A 22,409-nucleotide genomic window follows, 5' to 3' on the forward strand; every position below is an offset into this window, starting at 1 on the left:
GATCGCTGTTGTCTCCAAATTTTTCTGATTGTTATGTCCGTGGTTAAAATTTGGAGACAAAGGCGAACGCTTCGCTTCTACAGAATCGATTCCGTCACCTTCGCTACGCCGTAACCCGCCAAGTGCAAAAAGAATTTCATCTTATTAGGTTTGTGTATTACTGATTGGCGGCTACTGGCTCTGAGAGTAGATTGCCCCGAATATAGAAAGTCATTGGATCGGTGATTTCCACATGTACAAAAGTACCGATCAATTCTTTAGGTCCTTCAAAGTGCACCAGCTTGTTGCTGCGTGTACGTCCTGCCAGAACATTGGAATTCCGTTTGCTCTCACCTTCAACCAGCACCTCAACAACCTTGCCGCGCTGCTTTTCATTGCTGCTATGGCTATATGCGTTAATCGTCTCGTTCAAGCGTTTCAAACGTTCCTTCTTCACGTCCATGGGCACGTTATCCTCCATCACTGCAGCAGGTGTACCTTCGCGCGGAGAGTAGATAAATGTATAAGCAAAGTCATAGCCAACTTCCTTGACGAGTGACAGCGTATCTTCGAACTGCTCTTCCGTCTCCCCCGGAAAACCTACGATAATATCAGTGGTTAACACGACATCTGGAATTGCAGTTTTAATTTTGTCAGCAAGCTTCAGGTAGTGTTCCCGACTGTACTTGCGGCTCATACGTTTCAGCACTTCCGTACTGCCAGACTGCACAGGCAGATGGATATGTTCCACCAGGTTCCCGCCCTTCGCAAGCACCTCAATCAGATGATCATCGAAGTCACGTGGATGACTGGTTGTAAACCGAACCCGTGGAATATCGATTTTGCGGATATCATCCATCAGGTCACCGAAACTGTATTTCAGATCCGTAAAATCCTTGCCATAAGCATTGACGTTCTGGCCGAGGAGCGTGATTTCCTTGAAGCCTTGTCTTGCCAGTTCGCGAACTTCAGCAATGACATCTTCCGGACGTCGACTGCGCTCTTTTCCCCGTGTGAACGGGACGATGCAATATGTACAGAACTTGTCGCAACCATACATAATGTTCACCCAGCCGCGCATGCCCTCACGTTTTTTCGGTAGGTTCTCAATGATATCGCCTTCCTTGGACCATACCTCAACAACCATTTCTTTACTGAACAGTGCTTCCTGAATCAGATGTGGCAGCCGATGCACGTTGTGTGTACCAAAAATCATATCCACAAAGCCATGCTTCTGCATGATCCGGTTCACGACGCCTTCTTCCTGCGACATACAACCACACACACCCAGCAATAAGCCTGGACGTTCGGTTTTCAAGGTTTTCAGATGGCCCAGCTCACCAAACACTTTATCTTCCGCATTTTCCCGAATCGCACATGTGTTTAACAGAATGATATCTGCCTCTTTGCGATCCTCGGTAGCCTGATACCCCATTGATTCAAGTAACCCTTTAATGGTCTCCGAATCATGCTCGTTCATCTGGCATCCGTACGTATATACGATATAGTGTTTGCCTTTCCCCACGTTTTTCAGTTCATCGGGTACGGCCGTTTCATAAAGCACCTGGACGTCTTCCTTGCCCCGTTGTTTCTCCTGACGATGATTGGGTTCCGACTTGATGTTAATCTCCCGGCCCCGGATTCTTATCTTTTTGCTGAATTCATCTTGCGAAATTACTTTGGCATCGGAGAAATCAAAATATTGGGAGTAATCCTTTTTTGAGTCTTTAGCCATTTCCTTCGGTCACTCCTTACAGCCTCTATTAATAAAAAATCGTTATTTCATCTTGTTTCACGTGATTTGCACGCTTTATACATCAAAAGAGCATTACAGCAAATTATAACATGAATTGGGCTGTAGTTCCACATCCAAAGCCGCTGCCTCTTCGCCTCATTCGAAATCCCCGCCGGTGTGCTAAACAGCCCGAAAACACAAAAACCTGAGCTATCCTCAGGTCGAATGTAGCGACGCTGTGGATATACTCAGGTTTATAAGTTCATTCAAACCGCCAGGATCACGGCTGAAGATTGGTTCCATGTGATTAGTCGATGATTTCAGCAGTATCGCCGTTACGAGCGCCAGCTGCATTAGCTTCATCCGTATCAATATGCATGTCCAGTGCAAAGGAGTCCGATACACGAGCCAGTACATTTTCCAGTACCAGACCACGATCTCCACCCAGACGAACTTTCAGCAATTGTTTGTCCTCAATACCCCATTTAGCAGCATCAGAAGTATGGAAGTGGATGTGACGAGCAGCAACGATAACACCTTTATCGATTGTAACTTCGCCAGCAGGTCCTTTAATTGTGATACCTGGAGTACCTTCGATGCTTCCGGATTCACGTACAGGTGCCTTAACACCAATAGCGAAAGAGTCTGTCATTGAGATTTCCAGTTGCGTTTCCGGACGAACAGGTCCAAGGATACGCACTTTATCAAACTGTCCTTTTGAACCAATAACCGCTACTGTTTCGTTAGCAGCATATTGTCCTGGTTGGGACAGAGGTTTAAACTCAGTCAATTCGTAGCCTTTACCAAACAAAATTTCAACGTGCTCTTGAGATACATGAATGTGACGGGCAGACACGCCCACAGGTACTGTTTTGCTCATTGTGAATTTCACTCCTTGTTTATCTATGGCCTGTAGCCAGGCTCTTAACAATCCTATGGTATTATACCCCTTTTTGAGGTGAAATGAAAACGAACTGCTGAAAATTCATGAAATACACTTATTTTGCAATCATTAATCCCTAACATTTGGTAAATCCGTCTAAGATGTACGACTTTTGCTTTCAGTTCGTTTTATTCAGATGGCCAACAGTATCATGATTTCCCATGTTCCATCTTCAAATTTTTCTCCGGCAAGTTTTCTCCTAAATAACTCATCGCATTGCCCCACATCCAACCTCGAACGATTGATTCGTCGTAGTGCTTGAGCAGCGTATTTATCAGCTTTGGATACTGCCCGGTATGTTCAAGCTCATGGATATACGTAGCAATTCCGTCAAAATCAGACCCCATCATCAGATGATGCTCCCCACCCAGGGAACATATCCGTTCAATATGAGGCAGTAGATCCTCAATACATACTTCGCCTTCTTGCTTCACAAACCACGGCACAAACGTCAGTCCGATGCGCCCTTCCCGGGCAATAATAGCTCGAATCTGATCATCCTTCAAATTACGCACATGTGGGCAGATGGCATAACTGTTGGAATGCGAAGCGATAAAAGGACGTTCACTAAGGTCAGCAAGTTCCCAAAAGCCTTTTTCGGTCAGATGCGAAACATCCAGCAGCATGCCGATTTGGTTACACAGTTGAACCAGCTCCCTGCCCTTCTCCGTAAGTCCCGCTCCACGCTTCTCTAGTACACCATCAGCTGCCCAATTGGCATAGTTCCAGGTAAGCCCAACGATCCGTACACCCATTTGATAACATAACTCCAGATAAAAGAGATTGCCTTCCAGTCCATCTACACCCTCAAGTGTGAGTAGCCCCCATGGTCTGTCCGTCTGCCCGATCTGCGTAAGCTGTTCTCGCCATAATAATGTATGTGTGCCTTCAGTTCGTTCTTTGGTTATCTCCACTCGCTTGCGGTAGATGTCCAACTGGCCCATCACATGTTCAAAATTGCCTCTGCCAAGCACTTCGGGCAAATAGATTGCAAAGGCCTGTAAACCAATGTTACCTTCCCTCATACGTTCCAGATTCACATCCAGCTGTGAAGCATTTTCAAATGAATGGCTAGGGTTCATCAGCATTTTACTCAAAGCATCACAATGAAAATCGGCTACTCGCCAGTTGTGCATCAAAATCTCTCCTTCTACACGGTTATGTTATGGAATTAAAACGCAAAAAAACCTGTCTACTTCGTAAACAGGTTCAATGCATAAACGCATGTATTATCTGGGCTCCACAATCAGCTTAATGGCCGTTCGGTCCTCGCCGTCGATCACAATGTCTGTAAAAGCTGGAATACAAATCAAGTCAACTCCGCTTGGTGCTACAAATCCCCGGGCTATCGCTACCGCTTTAATGGCTTGGTTCAGTGCTCCCGCTCCAATTGCCTGCAGTTCAGCATTTCCACGTTCACGAAGAACACCTGCAAGAGCGCCGGCTACGGAATTGGGATTGGACTTTGCTGAAACTTTTAATACTTCCATGGTAAGTACCTCCCTGGGAATGTTGAATGTTTGTTTCCACTTACTAGATGTTATTCGCGGGAGGCAAAAAAATTCCTTCTTTTTAGACGGGTTTCCCTGCAAAATGGGACAATACCCCTATTCCATGCGCCACTCGTCCTCCATCAGACGAATTTTCTCAATGCGTGTTGCAGCACCTGTGGCTTCATCAATCTCCACAAATACACCGTGGAAATGCCATTTGCCATCATCAACAACAAATCGTACCGGAAGCTGAGTGTAGAACTTGCGAAGCACCGCTTCACGCTCCATGCCCAATATGCCGTCACGCGGCCCCACCATACCCGCGTCGGTTAAATAAGCTGTTCCTCCAGGCAAAATACGATCATCGTTGCTCTGCACATGTGTATGTGTACCTACGACCAGCGATGCACGTCCATCCAGATGCCAGCCCATGGCAATCTTCTCTGACGTGGCTTCAGCATGCATATCGACTAGTATGCATTTATGGTCTTGACGCAGTTCATCTACAATCTCATCGGCAACGCGGAATGGACAATCCAGAGCAGGCAGGAACGTCCGGCCCTGCAGGTTGACAATCGCCAGCTCCTTGCCTTCTCCTTTGACTACCGTGTACCCTCTGCCTGGCGTTCCCGGAGGGAAGTTCGCAGGACGAATCATACGTGGCTCATCATCTATAAAATCAAATATGTCCTTATTGTCCCAGGTATGGTTACCAAGGGTGATACCATGCACACCCCAGTTGAAAAATTCATTCGCAATTGCCCCGGTAATTCCCCGGCCTGCCGCTGCATTTTCCCCATTTACAATGACCACATGTGGCTTATACTTCGTTTTGAGGTAGGGCAAGTTCTCCTTCAGTGCCTTACGCCCCACATTCCCCACAATATCACCAATAAACAATACTTTCATTATTACTGCCTCCTTAATCCCTACCAAGCGCAGCCTTCTTCAAAGCATCCGAAACTTCGCAGGACCTCTATCTCTTGCTCATCAATTTTATTATAAAAATGCCTTTTAACAGGCTATCAACAGGAAAAGTGGCCCACTACTGCGGCCACTTTTCCGTAATGCTCTATTTTGCGTATTCAACCGCACGGGTTTCCCGGATGACGGTGACCTTGATGTGACCCGGATAATCGAGTTCGTTCTCGATCATCTTCGTGATGTCACGTGCGAGGCGGAAGGCTTCAGCATCGTCGATTTTCTCAGGCTGTACCATGACGCGAACTTCGCGTCCGGCCTGAATGGCATACGATTTCTCGACACCTTCGAACGATTCCGAAATTTCTTCCAGCTTCTCCAGTCGTTTGATATACGTTTCCAGCGTTTCGCGGCGTGCGCCTGGTCTTGCTGCGGAGAGCGCATCTGCTGCGCCAACCAACATGGCAATAACCGAAGTCGCTTCGCAATCCCCGTGATGGGACGCGATACTGTTGATTACAACCGGATGTTCTTTGTATTTCTTCGCTAGTTCCACGCCGATTTCGACGTGTGATCCTTCCACTTCGTGATCCAGCGCTTTACCAATGTCATGCAATAGACCTGCACGTCTTGCTAGGGTTACGTCTTCTCCGAGTTCGCCAGCCATCAATCCAGCCAGATAAGCGACTTCCATCGAATGTTTCAAGACGTTTTGACCGTAGCTTGTACGGAACTTCAACCGGCCCAGAATTTTAATCAAGTCCGGATGCAGACCATGCACGCCCACTTCAAAGGTAGCTTGCTCACCGTATTCACGGATACGCTCATCCACTTCTTTGCGGGATTTCTCCACCATCTCTTCAATCCGTGCCGGGTGAATACGTCCATCAGCCACCAGTTTTTCGAGGGCAGTACGGGCGATTTCACGGCGAATCGGGTCAAAGCCCGACAGAATAACAGCTTCTGGCGTATCATCGATAATGAGGTCAATCCCTGTAAGGGTTTCAAGCGCACGGATGTTACGTCCTTCACGACCGATAATCCGGCCTTTCATTTCTTCATTTGGCAAAGTAACAACGGATACCGTTGTTTCGGCCACGTGGTCAGCCGCACAGCGTTGGATAGCGAGTGTAATAATCTCGCGGGACTTTTTGTCCGCTTCTTCCTTCGCTTGCTGTTCAATGTCCTTGATCATTTGAGCCGTCTCATGACGAACTTCCTGTTCTACGTTGGACAGTATGATACTGCGTGCGTCTTCCATAGTGAGGTTGGATATGCGCTCCAGCTCCGTCACCTGGTTTTTGTAGATCATCTCGATCTGCTGCTGTGTCTCATCAATTCGTTTCTCTTTGTTAGCCACTTGCTCTTCTTTACGTTCGAGTGATTCCAATTTTTTATCCAGCGACTCTTCTTTTTGCAACAATCGTCTTTCTTGTCGTTGAATTTCGTTCCGACGTTCACGAGTGTCTTTTTCAGCTTCGGCGCGAATGCGATGGATTTCGTCCTTCGCTTCCAGCACCGTTTCTTTCTTCAGTGCCTCTGCCTCTTTCTTCGCGTTCTCCACGATTTGCACGGCAGCTTGTTCCGCACTGGAGATTTTAGCCTCTGCAAGAGATTTGCGAATAAAATACCCTACTCCGAACCCAATAACGAGCGCGGCCACAACGAGAACGATCGTGATTACGATGTCCATACTGTTCACCTCCTCGTTGGTTCCTCCAAGGCACTCCTTGGGTCAATTTGTTGTTTTCAAGCCTTACATATTTTTGGGAATAACGAATACTCACGGCGATCCCCCGCCGATTTTCATTTCACATGTACATGCTTCCATGTACTATTCACCGTTTCCAGCGAACCCATAATCATGAATGGTATAAATCTTAAAAAACAGAAACCGCTTTTTTGGAAGGAAAAAGGGTTGTCCATTTCTTACAGACTCATGTCCATTTTAGTATTTGACGAAAGAAATTGTCAAGAGAATGCAGTATAGTGAGTCCAGTCTGCTAATCCCATAACAACGCTTCGTCATCTTCGAGGTCTTTAGCCTCGTCTTCTTCAATTAAACAATTCACGACCCGACGCACCATATCCATGGAAAAACCTCGTCGCATCAAGAAGGGAAGCGTTTTACGTTTCTTCTCCTGGATGTCTCCTTTGACCTGATTCCATTTTTTGCGTCCGGCGGTTAGAGCCGTCTCATATTCCGCATCTGTACTTACACCTTCCAGCGCTTCAGCAATTAGCTCATTGGCAATACCCTTCTGACGCAGCTCTTGCCTTATCCACAGTTTTCCCTTCCGCTGGCCCTCCATACGCTGACGAGTCCATTCCTTCGCAAACAGTTCGTCATCGACCAAATTCTCCCGCTCAAGCCGATCCAGGGCCTCTTCAATCAACGATGCAGCAAACTCTTTCTGACGCAGCTTCTGACTTAATTCGTGGCGTGTGCGGGGTTTATGTTCCAGATATCGCAAAGACTGCACATACGTCCGCTGTCGTTCATCAGCAATGATGATATCTTCCAAGTCCTTTTTCAGAAACGTATTTCCCCGGGTCATCCGATATTTAATCATTACATCTTCAAGCACCGTAATTGAATATAAACCAAAGGTAATTCGGTAACGAGCTTCCCTACTCTTCGTTCGTTCAACTCGTGTAATGATAAGTTCTTCGTTATCCGGGAATTGGGAGATTCCCTCCAGCTTGGCTTCTTCATATAAATCATCTTCATGTTGATCCATTTCGGTCTCCCCTTCCACATCATTTGATACTTGTATCACCTGGTGTCTACTGATAGCACAGAGCAAAACAAAAGACTTTCTTGAATCCGATTAGCAGATCTCCGACGGAGATAACACAGATAAACTGCATACGTTTAGAGCGTAATTTCACAGAGACACCAGATGTAATACAAAAGGCCGGAAACAATGTCCGGCCTCTCCCTAACAGAAAACGTACCAACAGCCCCTGCCCATTCGGACAGAGGCTGTTGGACAGCACGAGCGCACACCTTACCCCGTTAGCTAGATCTAGATCGAGCCAAGCTCACTCAGACAAGTTTCGGGGATTCAGAGCATTACTCATTAATTTCAAACAATTCTTGTTCTTCTGCCGCTTCTTTTTGTTGATCTTCAGTCGTAGGCACAGGAACTGCAGTAGTCAAGTTGCTGGCTACACGGATTTTTTGCTCGATTACTTGAGCAATATCTTGATGCTCTTTCATGAACTGCTTGGCGTTCTCACGTCCTTGACCTAAACGCTCGCCTTCGTAAGAGTACCACGCACCACTTTTGTTAACGATGTCCAGCTCTGTACCAATATCAATGATACTGCCTTCTCTCGAAATACCTTCACCGTACATAATGTCCACTTCCGCTTGTTTAAACGGTGGTGCCACTTTGTTTTTTACAACTTTGATACGAGTACGGTTACCGATGATGTCATTGCCTGATTTAATACTCTCAATACGACGTACATCCAGACGTACTGTAGAGTAGAATTTCAGGGCACGACCACCAGGTGTTGTCTCCGGGTTACCAAACATAACACCGACTTTTTCACGAAGCTGGTTGATGAAGATTGCGATGGTTTTGGATTTGCTGATTGCACCAGACAGTTTACGCAGCGCCTGAGACATCAGACGTGCTTGCAAACCGACATGGGAATCACCCATTTCGCCTTCAATTTCCGCTTTTGGTACCAATGCAGCAACCGAGTCAATAACGACAATATCTACAGCTCCACTACGTACAAGCGCTTCTGCAATTTCAAGCCCTTGCTCACCCGTATCTGGCTGAGACAGAAGCAACTCATCAATGTTAACACCCAGTTTGCTTGCGTATTGCGGGTCAAGAGCATGCTCTGCATCGATAAATGCAGCTTGTCCACCCACCCGTTGTACTTCAGCAATCGCATGCAATGCTACAGTTGTTTTACCGGAAGATTCTGGTCCATATATTTCAACAATACGGCCTTTAGGCAAGCCGCCTGTTCCTAATGCAATATCCAGAGCCAAGGAACCGCTGGGTATGATTTCCACTTGCATGTGAGTCGACTCACCCAGTTTCATGATGGATCCTTTACCAAATTGCTTCTCTATTTGACGGAGCGCCATATCAAGCGCGGCACGACGGTCTGACAATAAGCTCACACCCTTTACTGTTTATAAGATAATGATACCTTGTTTTAACACGTTTGCCAAGCTTTTTTTCGAACATACATTCGTTTTTTTTTGTGAAGGCCGAGGCGCCTCTTCCTCAAGCAAACTCTCCATTAAACAGAAAAAAGAACCGTAAACAAGGCTGTAAAGCCTGATTCTACGGTTCTTCCGTCTTCCTTTATTATACTTGCTTGCCTTAGCAAATGCAATCCGAGCTATGAACTAGTCCATCTCCACAAGTTTGCGCCACAAACGGTAAAGAATCGCCTTCGCTGAACGGATCCGCACCGTCTCCCGATTGCCATTAATGCGCAGTTCATGAATTTCTGTCTCTTTACCACGTTGAGCCAGAGCGATGAAAACAAGTCCTGGTGGTTTGCGTTCAGAATAACCAGGTCCCGCTACACCTGTAACCGACAGACCGAAGTCGGCATCCCCAATCATGCGAATCTGTTCTGCCAGCACTTTGGCGACTTCCGGACTCACTGCGCCCGGTGCATCTTCACCTTCTAGGTAGGCATGTGGCACATGGAGCAGCTTCTCCTTAATTTCATTGGAGTAACATACTATTCCACCCTTAAGCATCGAAGCACTGCCAGGGACTGACGTCAGACTTTGCATGACGAGCCCTCCTGTGCAGCTCTCAGCCGCGCTAAGGGTCAGACCCATATCAGACATCATCGTTACAATTGTGTACTCTATAGGCACATCCTCGTTCGCGTAGAGATGCTCTGGCAATCGTTCCCGGATCTGAACTTCCATTGCGTCCAGCTTCAGCTTCGCCTCACTCTCACTTGGAGCCTTTGTAGATACACGTACCGTAACTTCTCCCTCACTGGCATAAGGAGCAATCGTTGGATCTGTCTGCGTATCAATCAGATCCAGGAGTCGGTCTTCCAATGCCGATTCTCCGATCCCTGCAAACTTCAGCATTTTTGAGTAAATCGGCATTTCTTCTGTTAGTACATGCTGGAACAGCCAAGGTTTAACTTCCTGTTCAAACATTGGAATCAGCTCTTTCGGCGGTCCAGGCATCACTACATAATGTTTGCCATTGTCGGAAATCGCATTTCCTGCGGCAAGGCCTGTTTCGTTCGCCAGCGGTGTCCCACCTTCTATAACGATCGCCTGACGGCGATTATTTTCGGTCATGTCCACATTACGATCTCTGAAGAAGCTCTCGATTTTGTCCATAGCCATTCGATCTATATGCAGCTTGCGGTTCAAGACCGCCGCGATCGCATCCTTGGTCAGATCATCCTGTGTGGGACCGATGCCCCCGGAAAATAAAATGACGTCTGCACGACCCTGGGCGATGCGAATAGCGTCACTTAGTCGATTAAGGTTATCACCAACCACCGTTTGGAAATATACATCAATCCCGATCGCAGCCAATTCACGGGATAGATATCGGGCATTGGTATTCACAATTTGTCCAAGCAACAATTCTGTGCCAACTGCAATGATTTCTGCCTTCATTCAGCATCCTCCTGTACACGTGGTGAGTGATCAAAGGGCAATAGGATAATTTCCTATTGCCCTTCGTACAAATGATTTCTTCATGCTTACCCATTTAACCTCAAACGTTACGCTTTTGATAAATGAAGCAAATTTTTGTTTTTGATAAAGTAATCAATACCTGACCAAATTGTAATGATCGCTGCAGCCCAAACGGCAATAACGTCCATGTGAATACCCGTAAATGAGAACGGGAAATTATTCAACAACAGCAGCACAATCGCCACAATTTGCACGACGGTTTTCAGTTTGCCCCAGGCACTTGCTGCAACAACCGAACCATCCAATAATGCAATCTGACGCAAGCCGGTAACCGCAAACTCACGACTAATAATGACCACAGCAATCCAGGAATCCAACTTGCCCATTTCCACAAGTGAAATCAGCACCGCAGTAACCAACAACTTGTCAGCCAGCGGATCAAGCAATTTCCCTAGGTTGGTGACCATATTATTTTTCCGCGCCAGATAGCCATCAATTCCATCCGTGCTTGCTGCAATGATAAAAATGACAGCAGCAATCAACTGATTATACGGAAGTGATAAACTTCCCAATTGCAACGGCTCTGGATAAAACGGAAAATCTACGAGCAGGAACACCATCAAAAAAGGGATTAAGCAAATTCGTGCAAGCGTAATCCGGTTGGGTAAATTCACAAGACGCCCTCCCTCTTATCCTCCATTACTCCAAACATTCATCTTAATCCCGTATTCATCATCCGGAACATGAAATGTACAGTTTCACTGTCAATCAGCACTAAAGTGCTCTCACTATGTAAAAACGCAAAAAATAAAGTCAACCGTTCAAACGCAAAACCGTTTTAAACGTTCCGGTGACTTTCAGAAGATGTACTGCTTTTCACAAAGTCAGCAAACGATGATGACTGGGCTTTGATGCTTATCTGCCAGCAATGCACACTTAGTATAATATACGCCAATTGTAGTGTCAAAAAACATACCTTGCTACAAAGAGGAGATATTACTTAAAGTTTGTATATTGCAGATCCAGAGGTAGATTGGCACCGTTCAACAACTGCATAACTGCTTGCAAATCATTCTTACTTTTACCTGTTACCCGGAGCTGATCTCCCTGAATCTGACTCTTCACCTTCATCTTAGAGTCACGAATCAGAATATTAATTTTTTTAGCGATATCCTGATCAATCCCCTGCTTGAAATTCAAACGCTGGCGGACTGTACCTGAAGAAGCTGGTTCTACTTTTGCATAATCAATGTTTTTTAGAGGTAAACCCCGCTTAGCCATCTTGGATTGCAATACATCGATAACAGCCTTGAGTTTGGTCTCATCATCAGATACGATCGTTAACGCATCCTTATCCAGTTTCAGACTGCTCTTGCTGCCCTTGAAGTCATAACGCGTGCCAATTTCCTTTTCCGTTTGTGTAACGGCATTTGTCAATTCCTGCAAGTCCATTTTGGACACGATATCAAATGAATTTTCTGAACTCAAACCAGTCACCCTTTCAGTTAATCATATGTTCTGTAACATTATAGAGGATACGCCAAGCAAAAGTCTAATTTTATGAGGTTTTTCAAAATAAAAAAGCATTTTTGGCTGCCACTTATGATGGTTGCCAAAAATGCTTTTTGTGCGGCTGTCCTTCTAATAACGGCTGCGATTAGGTTGTCTGAACATGTCAAGCACACCCAGAAGTACATGTGCAAGTCCAAAACCCAAAATTCCGTAACCCCAAGCAGTTGGAGTCAAGTAATAACCCAGGAGGCTGACAATGATCCCCAAACCTGTTACGATCCAGCTGACTGTCACAGCCATCCACCTCACTTCACCAAAAGTTGACTGCAAGTTGAAGACAAGGTTAGTGTCTCCCGCAGAAACTTTGGTTATTCGCCGCTAGTGCCGGTGCTTCCTTCGGTATTGCTTCCTGTTTCATTCGTCGTTGTGCCTTCAGTACCAGTGGAGGACGTATCCTCACCAAGTCTTAACCGAATGCGGTTCGTCGCTTTCCCGTCTGTCACAACCTGCCCTGCAACCTCAATTGTGGTCGCTGCAGCGTAACCGGACTTAATGTACATTCCTGCACTGTCCAATTCAAAAGTATAACTGTCTCCCTCAGCGGTGTTGCCGTATTCCAACTTCTCGCCACTAGAGTTCTCGCCCTTGTATACTTCCAGCCAACTATGCCCCGTTGCTTTAATTGTAACCGTCACAGGCTGCCCTGCACTGCCGTTCACTTTGAAGTTCGTAATATTGCCTGATTTTCCGTCTTCAGCAACAGTTACAGAAGCTGGCTGATTATCTGTTGGGTTCTCTTCATTTTCACCCGTTGTTTGACCATCCGTCTGTCCGTCAGTTTGTCCGTCAGGCTGCCCCTCTGCTGTTCCGCCACCGTTACCGCCTGCTTCGCCTTCATTCGTTTCTCCGCTACCTGGTTCATTAGCTGGAGGATTAGAAGCTTGGCCATTATCTGTAGGCTCATCCGGTTTATCTTGAGGTTGCTGCTGGCTGTCTGTGATCTTCGTCTGATCCAGCCCTTGTGTATCCGAATCATCTTTGTTCATCACTACATACACGTACAACAGTACAAGAATTAATACCGGAAAAGTCCACATCAGCGCAACAGACATCCAGCGGTTACTGCGCTCTACCGGGCGGCTTGAACGCTTTTGAATAACTGGCTCCATGGTTGCTTCCGTTTCTTCTGCAGGTACATCTTTCTTATGTCCCTCCAGCAGCTCATCAGGATTTAGTCCCACCGTTTCCGCATAGGTTTTGATAAATGCACGCACATAGAAGCTGCCAGGCAGCACTTTGTAGTCTCCTGCCTCTATTGCCTCCAAATACCTCTTGCGAATTTTAGTCATTTCCTGTACATCGTCAAGACTCATCCCTTTTTGCAGCCGGGCCTCCCTTAACTGCTGACCCAGTTCAGACATGCCATCTCCTCCTTATGTTTATCTCTATGGTTGTTGCTTATCTATTTCATGATCCCGTACGGAGCGTTACAGTTCGTCGGTGTAGCTGGCCGTAAACGTATCATAAATAATTTCTTCATTCGGATTGTTGCGCAGTTCAATAATAATGTCAAAATCATTAAAATCATATTCAGACTCCTGCACAAAAATATCCGGATGTTCAATAACCTTGGTACTTGGCATCGTCATGATGTCCTGTAACAGATTATAATGCCGTTCGCTTGAACGAATCGTACTGACAATTCCGTCAATGATAAACACATTGTTTGGATTCAATTCGTCCTCTGACATCTGGCTTCTTATGGTCTGACGAAGAAGTGTGGAGGAAACAAACGTCCAGCGCTTCATCGCACATACGCTGCCTGCAATAATGGATTCCGTTTTGCCTACACGCGGCATTCCACGCAAACCAATGACTTGATTGCCTTCCCTCTTAAATACTTCACCCAAAAAGTCCACAAGTAACCCAAGTTCGTCCCGCGTAAAACGAAATGTTTTGCGATCATCCGAATCACGATCAATATAACGACCATGACGGACAGCGAGAATATCTACCAGTTTCGGTTGACGCAAAGCAGACACAGTTATGCTGTTCACTTTGCCAAGCATTTCACCCAGCAGACGGATCTTCTCATCATCGTCCGATTCCAAAAGCATCCCCCGGGTCTTGCCTTCAACACCGTTGATGGTCAATATATTTACTTCAAGCATCCCCAGCATAGAGGCAATATCCCCCAAAAGGCCGGGTCTGTTCTTATGTATTTTATACTCCATATACCATTGTTTAGATTCCATTTAAACACCCCGTAAAGCATTATTCCACATTATTCGACAGTAACAGAACGCGTCCATTGGACGACAATCTGAGATATCTTCTAAAAATGGGTCACGTTAATGATATATAAAATGAAAATGAATTACAAGAACAGGTCTGTAATCAATGTGTAATCATTAGAGAAAAGCCCCCTTGCGGGAGCTTTCCATCTGTAATCTTATGCGTTTTGTTTGGCCAATTTGACCATCAGGCACGCGATCGTACGACGCTCATCTGCATCGCCGACATCCCATAATTCTTTCAATGCCCGGTTGGAATGGTTCGCCGGATCGACTTTCTCATCCAGGAAGTCACCGATTTCGTATGCAAGTTTGTTGATGGTATCTTCACTCATCCCCATCTTCTCTGCTTGCAGCACGCGGTCACCCAAAAACTTCTTCCATGTGTCAAAACTTGAGAGCACTGTTTTTTCTGTTGACATGATAAATCCTCCTTAGCTGACGCATGAGATTTAAAATCAACAGTTGTAATATGTGCTTCCCGGACATTTTATATACGAGCATTTTTGAATTAATCGAAGATCATCTACAAATCATTAATTTCCATCAAGAAACTACCCCGTATTTAAAACAAAATTGATTGCGCTCCTCCATATATTACGTGAGCCAGCCACCATTTGGACTTATAATCTGCCCATTAATGTATCCAGACTCGGGAAGTGCAAGGAAGTAGACCAGTGATGAGATTTCATCTGGCTGGGCAAGTCTTCCTGCCGGAATTTCCTCTTCCAGCATTTTTAGTTCATCCTGGTCCAGTTGGTTCAACATGGATGTTTGAACTGCACCAGGAGCTACAGCATTCACCGTTACGCCAGATGGAGCCAGCTCTTTTGCAAGAGCCTTGGTGAAAGCATTTACACCGCCTTTGGTTGTAGAATACAACACCTCACAAGAGGCACCCGATAGTCCCCAGATAGACGACACGTTAATAATTCGACCATATCTTTGGGAGATCATGTGAGGCATCATTTCCTGTGTGCACAAGAACGTGCCCTTCAGATTGATCGCCATCACTTCGTCCCAGATTTCTTCCGTAACATCGGACAGCATTCCATAATGAGATATCCCTGCATTATTCACCAGAATATCCGGCATCAGCCCATGTGATTCCAGCTTCTCACGCATTCGTTCAATTTGCTCCCGACTGCGTAGATCAGCAGACACCGTCATCACTTTACCACTGCCTTGTTCCATGCACCTTCTCGCCGCTTCATTAGCTGCTTCATGCGATTTCATATAGTGAATCACTACATTCATGCCCACCTTGGCAAAACGCTCTGCGATAGCTGCTCCAATGCCTCCGCTCGCGCCTGTTACAAGTACTGTCATTTCTCCAATTGGCTTCAATTGTCCTGTTCCCCTCTCCATATTAAGGACTCACGACAAGCGATATCGCCAGTTGATCCCAACGAATATGCTCTTTCAATCTAAGGTTTACCTCTTCCAGTGTGAGCGATTCATACAACGAGAGCATGTTGAAAAAATCACCACCACGGAATTGCTGACGCGTGAATTCATTCGCAATGTTTTCTGGTGAATTGAGCATACGCAAATATCCACCTATTTTCTTTTTGCGTGCGCGCTCAAAGTCGGTTGCATCAAATCCCTTTTCCACAATAGCATCGACTTCTTCACGAATACGCGCAAGCAGTTGATCCGGGTCTTTGGTATCCCCGCCAATAGCAGAAAAAGCATATTGCGGCGAACTGTTATATTCATGCCCAAAGCTGTCCGAAATCAGGTCTTCATCGTACAATTTTTGAAATAGCGGGGTACTGGAACCAAATAACAGATCCATCATTAGTTTAGTTGTCATATCCCGGCGCAGCAGGTCTTCTCCAGTAAGTCCCACTTCAGTTTCCTTAAAACCAAACAAACATTTGGGCAGGGAAACGGCCAATTTGGATTCACGTCTAGCTTCGCCCACTTGCTTAGGTTCCGGTTCAAAAATCCGCTCGATTTTCCCTTGAGGCTTGTAATTTTTCTTCGCCTGGTTCGAACGAACCATATCGATCACTTCCTGCGGATCTACTCCACCCACGACAAACAGAAGCATATTGCTTGGATGATAAAAAGAGTTGTAACACGTGTACAACGTTTCTTTGGTTATAGTACCAATGGATTCAACGGTTCCGGCGATATCAATATGCACAGGATGTTTCTGATACATCGCCTCAATCAGGCCAAAATAAACGCGCCAATCCGGATTATCCGCATACATATTAATTTCCTGTGCGATGATCCCTTTTTCCTTTTCCACATTCTGATCGGTGAAGTAAGGATTTTGCACAAAATCAACTAATGTTTGTATATTTTCATTGACATGTTCCGTTGCCGAAAACAAATAAACCGTCTGATCGAAACTGGTAAAAGCATTGGCAGAAGCTCCATGAGAAGCAAATGTAGCGAAAATATCTCCTGTTGGTTCTTCAAACATTTTGTGTTCCAGAAAATGAGCAATTCCGTCAGGAACCTTCACTTCCTCTTGTCCTTCAACCTTAAAATGATTGTCCACCGAGCCGTATTTGGTTGCAAATGTGGCATATGTTTTCTGGAAACCCGGTTTAGGCAGAATATAAACATGCAGCCCGTTATCCATCACTTCATAATACAGCGTTTCCTGCAAACGATCGTATGTTATGCTCTCCACCGACTATTCCCCCTTCTCATCACGCAAGAAATAAATCGTATCCAGACGGAATTTCTCTGCCGCCTCACGAACATTTTCTTTGCTGATCTGTTCTACTTGGGCCAGCAGTTCCTCGGCGGTCCGTTCTTTGCCGGATAATTGTCGATTAAAATCATAAGCAATCAGCTCAAATGCAGAATCCTGCATTTCCTTGAGCAAATTACGGATCATCGCCTTGGTCTGGGACATCTCCAGGTCAGTGATATTCCCATTCTTCATTTCATCCAGCTGCTGCTTGATAATCATGACGGCTTTTTCGTAGTTGGGGATTTCTATCCCGGATTGGATCGTTGCAATCCCTTTATGCCCGTCATAACGCGAAGAGGCATAGTACGCCAGACTTTCTTTTTCACGAACATTAACAAACAGCTTGGAATGAGGATATCCTCCGAGAATGCCGTTATACATCAAAGCAGCTGCATACTGAGGGTCACCATAAGTGATAGACGTGCGAAGCCCCATATTGAGCTTACCCTGATTAACATTAAGCCGTTCTACAACGGTTTCCACTTCTTTATCTCCACGAATAGCTTCCTGTGTATGATAGTCAGAAGAGGTCGCTCGTTCTACATTGAAATAACGCTGAACCAGATTCTCTACCTCTTCCAGCGTGGTGTCGCCCACCACATACAAGTCCATACTTGCCTGCTGCAACCATTCCTGATACGAAGCTGTCAATGTATCTGGATCAATGCCCGGCAAATCCTTGCGTTCACCAAGCGGGTGCAAGCGGTAAGGTTCGTTTTTACACATCTCCTCAATACTACGTTCCGCAGCATAACGCATCTTGTCATTGACGATGGACTCCAGCATTTTGCGAACAGTCTCCCGCTCAGCTTGTACATAAGAAGTTCTGAAATGTCCATTTTCCTGTGCAGGGCGTGTGAGGACCTCACCTAGAAAAGCAAAAGAACGATCCAACAGCTGCTCGTCTCCGCCAACAAAGGAATCATTAATGGTATCCATACGGAACTGTACAATCTGGTAATCGCCACGTTTATAGACATCAAAGCCAAAACCCGCTCCATACAAATGTTCCAATTGTTCACGAAATTGCGTTGTTTCCGGATAGGATTCGGTCCCGCGCCGAAGTACGAAAGGTGTTAAGGCTACTTTGGTAACCGTATCTTCCTGCAGGGGAACCCCTGCGTAAAGCGAGATCGCAAATGTCTTAAAACGTTTCGTAGGAAGAACATGTATGCGGAATTCTTTCCGGTTTCCTCGTTCAAATCCTGATGTATTCAAATGTCAAAACCCCTTTACGGCGTCATTTATCATGCAATAAGTGAAGCTTAAACGTAACAACCATTTTAACCCATTCAAAAGGCAAGAAGCAACCGAAGTCACGCCTTCTGGTTGCTTCCAAGATCATCACATACAGAATATATGCTGCCCAATTGTTTTTACCTGAGGACGTGTCCAGATCCATTTGGATGTAGCTGTCTTCGGATTAAAATAATAGAGGCATCCACCGGATGGGTCCCAACCATTCATCGCCTGTTCAACTGCTTTTTTAGCTTGAGCATTCGGTTCCAGATAAATCTGGCCGTCTGCAACGGCAGTAAACGCACCCGGCTGGAAAATCACTCCTGATGGTGTGTTCGGGAAACTCGGCGATTTCACACGATTCAGGATAACTGCCGCTACTGCCACTTGACCTTCAAATGGCTCTCCGCGAGATTCACCATATACCGCGTTAGCCATAATTTTGATTTCGTTCTCTGACAATCCCATGGAATTGGCAGAGCCCATATTGTCCTGCTCTTTATCCGCAGTATTGTTATTGTTGCCACTACCTCCTGAGGTTTGATCCTTATGCAACGGTGTTTCTGTTGGCGACCATTGTTTTGAAGCATTGTAAAGTTTCAGCTTGGTTTTGGCTCCAACCACACCATCTGCCTTCATGCCGAATTCCGATTGAAACCATTTTACTGATTTCAATGTGGTGCTGCCGAAATTACTGTCAATTTTACCATTGTAAAATCCCAAATATTTTAGCCGGCCTTGAAGCTCGTATACATCCTGACCGTAACTTCCATATTTCACAGCATTGGTGCTAAAGGTGGGTAACGACTGCTCTTCGACTTGCGGGGTACTTGGGTTTGGACTTTCGGTTGCTGTATTCCCAGGAAGCAAATAACGAATTCCCAATGCGGACATCAGCAAAATAGCAGTGAAAAGCCATATGTTCATTTTTCGCATCGACTGTGCTCTACCTTTCTCTTGTGGGATTAACAGAATCGCTAAGGTTATTATGACAAGCATACTTCGTTCCTATGCACCAAATCCTCCGATCATTGGACATCATGGCAAATCTTCAGTCAAATGGCATGCAAAAAGCCCTCAACCAGTAAGGTTAAGGGCTTGGATCTTTTACACATATGTGTATTACGAGCTTATTTTATTCTGTTGATACTGTTCCAGTGAGATCAATACTTCCCTTGGTTTACTGCCCTCGTAAGGACCAATCACACCTCGGGCCTCCATGGAATCAATCAAACGTGCTGCGCGCGTGTAACCCACTCGCATTCGGCGCTGCAATAGAGAAACGGAAGCTTGCTTCGCCTCCAAAATAATCTGTACTGCTTGTTCATATAACTCATCCTGCACTTCTTCTGCTGCCTGAACGGAATCATCCACCTCAGGAACAATGGATTCGTCATACTGCGCTTCACCTTGACCACGCACGTAATTCACGATATTTTCAACTTCCTCATCACTCATGAAAGCGCCTTGTACACGAACCGGCTTCGAAGCTCCCATAGGCATAAACAGCATATCTCCTCGGCCCAACAACTTCTCGGCCCCACCCATATCCAGAATGGTTCGAGAATCCACTTGAGAGGATACACCAAAGGCAATCCGGGACGGAATGTTGGCTTTGATTACACCAGTGATAACATCCACAGAAGGGCGCTGTGTGGCAATGATCAGATGGATACCCGCTGCACGCGCCATCTGAGCCAATCGAGCAATCGCATCTTCCACGTCACCGGCGGCAACCATCATGAGGTCAGCCAGCTCGTCCACGATAACAACGATGTAAGGCAAAACCGCCGCTGGGTTGTCTTTCATCAGATTGTTATAACCTTCAACGTTACGTGTACCGGATTTGGAGAACAACTCATATCTTTTCTCCATCTCAACAACGATCTTCTTGAGAGCAAGTGAGGCCCTTTTAGGATCCGTTACGACCGGTGCCATCAGATGCGGAATACCGTTATATACGTTTAGCTCGACCATTTTGGGATCGACCATCAAAAATTTCACTTCATCTGGCTTCGCTTTGTACAGGATGCTCGTAATAATACCATTGATACATACTGATTTACCTGAACCCGTCGCACCAGCCACCAGCAAATGGGGCATACGAGCCAGATTACCGATGATCGTCTGTCCAGAGATATCTCGTCCAAATGCAATGGTCACTTTGGATTCGGCTTCCTGGAATGTGGCAGTCTCCATAACCTCCCGCATTGTTACTACGGATACCTCTCCATTAGGTACTTCAATACCAATTGCGGATTTGCCGGGAATTGGTGCTTCCATTCGGATATCCTTAGCCGCCAGGGCTAAAGCAATATCGTCTGTCAGACTTACAATTCTGCTAACCTTCACACCAATATCCGGTTGGATCTCATAACGTGTAACAGCAGGGCCTCTGACTACTTCAAGTACTTTGGCACGAACACCGAAGCTTTCCAGCGTTGCTTCCAGCTTGCGTGCAGTCTGCATGTAATCCTTCTGGTCGCCACCCTTACCTCCATTGTTAGGCTTGGAAAGAAGTCTGAATGACGGAAGTTTATAAGGTTTCGGAGGAGGTGGTGGTGGCTTAACTGGCTGCACTTCCTGCCCCTCCGTATCTGAAACAACCGAACCTTGAGCCCCATTACTCAACGTAGACCCAACGTCCGAACTACCCTCAACAGCATCCATCGTAGCTATTCCAGCATCCGCCGCTTCAGGCCACTCATTGTTATCCACAAGTTCATCTGAGATCTTGATTGGAGGCTCTTCTGCCTGCATGTTATCCGTTAGATCATCTGGGAAAGGATACGCATCATCCAGATCATCATCTTTACCAGCATCCTCGGATCTGACATGTTCAAAGAAGTCACGAATGATTGGTGCCGAATTAGGTCTTGATTGCACAGGAACTGCTGCAGGAGCCATTACATCGGATGCGATGATTGGCTCATCATGCCATGAATCCGCAGGAGTTTCCTGCTCCGCACGGTAGACGACATGTTCCGCGTCTAAAGAATCATCCTCGTCCACTCCACGCTCAGCCTTCGTCCGTTCCCGATCAGAACCCCATTTTCCAAAGAGTTGGAAAAAAATCGGTGCTTTTCGTTTCGGTAGCTGTTGATTCTGCAGATCATCGTAATCGTCATCATCTTCCTCGTCGTCTACTGGAACAGGTACCACTTTGCGAACATTCCCGTTTTTCTTGCTCGCAGAGCTTGAAGTAGCACGTGCTGCTGGTCTAGCCTCCAGCTTTTTGTACATCGCACTACCTGCATCCCATATCTTCGTTCTGAAAATGCGAATCAGATCGACATAAGAAAGATTGGTAATCAACATGAAACTGATAACGAACATGACGATCATAATCAATCGGGCTCCCAAGCTGCCAAACAACCACAAGAACAAGGCAAACTGCGCCGCTCCTATATAACCGCCGCTAATGTCCTTATTGAGCATCGAATCCCGTTCGCCTGGCGCAGCAGGCGTGAGCAACTCGGTTTGCATATCATTATGTATCTGTGTAAGTACAGCACCTGGCTCCAGGGCTCCAACTGGTATAAGTTTCTGGTGCATGGCAGAGACGGTACTCATCAGTGTTAAAGCAAACACCAGCAATACGAGCCCTGTCTTGCGCGTTGTCCAGCCGCTCGGCCATTTTCGATGAATCATCACCATTAAGCCATAATAGATCCCTATAAGCGGAATCGCAAAATAGAACTTGCCAAGCATCAACCCAAACATCTTGGAAAGCGAGCGCCCTACGGTTGCTTCACCCGACAAAGCAATGACGGCAAGGGTTATAAGCACAATGCCGTAAATTTCATATTTTAAAACGCCGCTAAAAGCTGCGGCCTTTTTTTTCCTCTTTTTTCTTCTGGCCAAAATCAGGTCACCCCCAGAAGAATATTATACCATACAAATATAATCCGTACATAT

20 protein-coding genes are annotated in these 22,409 nt (G+C 45.9%); all 20 read right to left on the minus strand.

What is annotated here, in order from left to right:
* Positions 1-157: 157 nt before the first annotated feature.
* Positions 158-1,714, minus strand: coding sequence for a tRNA (N6-isopentenyl adenosine(37)-C2)-methylthiotransferase MiaB (gene miaB, locus CS562_RS01800; protein WP_099853235.1), 1,557 nt, complete (start codon positions 1,712-1,714; stop codon positions 158-160).
* Positions 1,715-2,021: 307 nt separating this feature from the next.
* Positions 2,022-2,594, minus strand: coding sequence for a phosphate propanoyltransferase (gene pduL, locus CS562_RS01805; RefSeq protein WP_053783855.1), 573 nt, complete (start codon positions 2,592-2,594; stop codon positions 2,022-2,024).
* Positions 2,595-2,806: 212 nt separating this feature from the next.
* Positions 2,807-3,793 (minus strand): dipeptidase, encoded by a 987-nt coding sequence (locus tag CS562_RS01810; RefSeq protein WP_099853238.1) that lies wholly within the window; start codon positions 3,791-3,793, stop codon positions 2,807-2,809.
* Between the two features lie 93 nt (positions 3,794-3,886).
* On the minus strand, positions 3,887-4,147 hold the full coding sequence (locus tag CS562_RS01815) for a stage V sporulation protein S (protein WP_019005392.1): 261 nt from the start codon (positions 4,145-4,147) through the stop codon (positions 3,887-3,889).
* Between the two features lie 117 nt (positions 4,148-4,264).
* A complete protein-coding gene (locus CS562_RS01820; protein WP_024630289.1) occupies positions 4,265-5,059 on the minus strand; it encodes a TIGR00282 family metallophosphoesterase in 795 nt (264 codons plus the stop codon).
* A gap of 163 nt (positions 5,060-5,222) precedes the next feature.
* Complete coding sequence (gene rny / locus CS562_RS01825; RefSeq protein ID WP_062326115.1) at positions 5,223-6,764, minus strand: ribonuclease Y; 1,542 nt, start codon at positions 6,762-6,764, stop codon at positions 5,223-5,225.
* A 310-nt stretch (positions 6,765-7,074) separates the two neighbouring features.
* A complete protein-coding gene (locus CS562_RS01830; RefSeq protein ID WP_076289545.1) occupies positions 7,075-7,812 on the minus strand; it encodes a regulatory protein RecX in 738 nt (245 codons plus the stop codon).
* Positions 7,813-8,147: 335 nt separating this feature from the next.
* Positions 8,148-9,212, minus strand: coding sequence for a recombinase RecA (gene recA, locus CS562_RS01835; RefSeq protein WP_076289544.1), 1,065 nt, complete (start codon positions 9,210-9,212; stop codon positions 8,148-8,150).
* 240 nt (positions 9,213-9,452) lie between these two features.
* Complete coding sequence (locus CS562_RS01840; protein ID WP_076289543.1) at positions 9,453-10,709, minus strand: competence/damage-inducible protein A; 1,257 nt, start codon at positions 10,707-10,709, stop codon at positions 9,453-9,455.
* Between the two features lie 107 nt (positions 10,710-10,816).
* A complete protein-coding gene (gene pgsA, locus CS562_RS01845) occupies positions 10,817-11,404 on the minus strand; it encodes a CDP-diacylglycerol--glycerol-3-phosphate 3-phosphatidyltransferase (protein ID WP_063566359.1) in 588 nt (195 codons plus the stop codon).
* 322 nt (positions 11,405-11,726) lie between these two features.
* Positions 11,727-12,218: a YajQ family cyclic di-GMP-binding protein gene (locus tag CS562_RS01850; RefSeq protein ID WP_017689115.1), complete on the minus strand. Its 492-nt coding sequence runs from the start codon at positions 12,216-12,218 to the stop codon at positions 11,727-11,729.
* Positions 12,219-12,371: 153 nt separating this feature from the next.
* A complete protein-coding gene (locus tag CS562_RS32790) occupies positions 12,372-12,536 on the minus strand; it encodes a hypothetical protein (RefSeq protein WP_167434746.1) in 165 nt (54 codons plus the stop codon).
* A 74-nt stretch (positions 12,537-12,610) separates the two neighbouring features.
* Positions 12,611-13,663: a helix-turn-helix domain-containing protein gene (locus CS562_RS01855; protein ID WP_099853240.1), complete on the minus strand. Its 1,053-nt coding sequence runs from the start codon at positions 13,661-13,663 to the stop codon at positions 12,611-12,613.
* Positions 13,664-13,729: 66 nt separating this feature from the next.
* On the minus strand, positions 13,730-14,497 hold the full coding sequence (locus CS562_RS01860; protein WP_024630282.1) for a DUF3388 domain-containing protein: 768 nt from the start codon (positions 14,495-14,497) through the stop codon (positions 13,730-13,732).
* A 197-nt stretch (positions 14,498-14,694) separates the two neighbouring features.
* Positions 14,695-14,958: a DUF3243 domain-containing protein gene (locus CS562_RS01865; RefSeq protein WP_062833846.1), complete on the minus strand. Its 264-nt coding sequence runs from the start codon at positions 14,956-14,958 to the stop codon at positions 14,695-14,697.
* Between the two features lie 175 nt (positions 14,959-15,133).
* Positions 15,134-15,904 (minus strand): elongation factor P 5-aminopentanone reductase, encoded by a 771-nt coding sequence (gene ymfI / locus CS562_RS01870; protein WP_099853242.1) that lies wholly within the window; start codon positions 15,902-15,904, stop codon positions 15,134-15,136.
* A gap of 1 nt (position 15,905) precedes the next feature.
* On the minus strand, positions 15,906-17,186 hold the full coding sequence (yfmH, locus tag CS562_RS01875) for an EF-P 5-aminopentanol modification-associated protein YfmH (protein WP_099853246.1): 1,281 nt from the start codon (positions 17,184-17,186) through the stop codon (positions 15,906-15,908).
* A 3-nt stretch (positions 17,187-17,189) separates the two neighbouring features.
* Positions 17,190-18,470, minus strand: coding sequence for an EF-P 5-aminopentanol modification-associated protein YfmF (yfmF, locus tag CS562_RS01880; RefSeq protein ID WP_099853249.1), 1,281 nt, complete (start codon positions 18,468-18,470; stop codon positions 17,190-17,192).
* A 126-nt stretch (positions 18,471-18,596) separates the two neighbouring features.
* A complete protein-coding gene (gene sleB / locus CS562_RS01885) occupies positions 18,597-19,427 on the minus strand; it encodes a spore cortex-lytic enzyme (protein WP_099853251.1) in 831 nt (276 codons plus the stop codon).
* A gap of 186 nt (positions 19,428-19,613) precedes the next feature.
* Positions 19,614-22,355 carry an FtsK/SpoIIIE family DNA translocase gene (locus CS562_RS01890; protein ID WP_099853253.1) on the minus strand — a complete coding sequence of 914 codons (2,742 nt, stop codon included), beginning with the start codon at positions 22,353-22,355 and terminating at the stop codon, positions 19,614-19,616.
* Between the last annotated feature and the right edge of the window lie 54 nt (positions 22,356-22,409).

Source organism: Paenibacillus sp. LK1 (genome assembly GCF_002750415.1).
Lineage (GTDB): Bacteria > Bacillota > Bacilli > Paenibacillales > Paenibacillaceae > Paenibacillus > Paenibacillus taichungensis.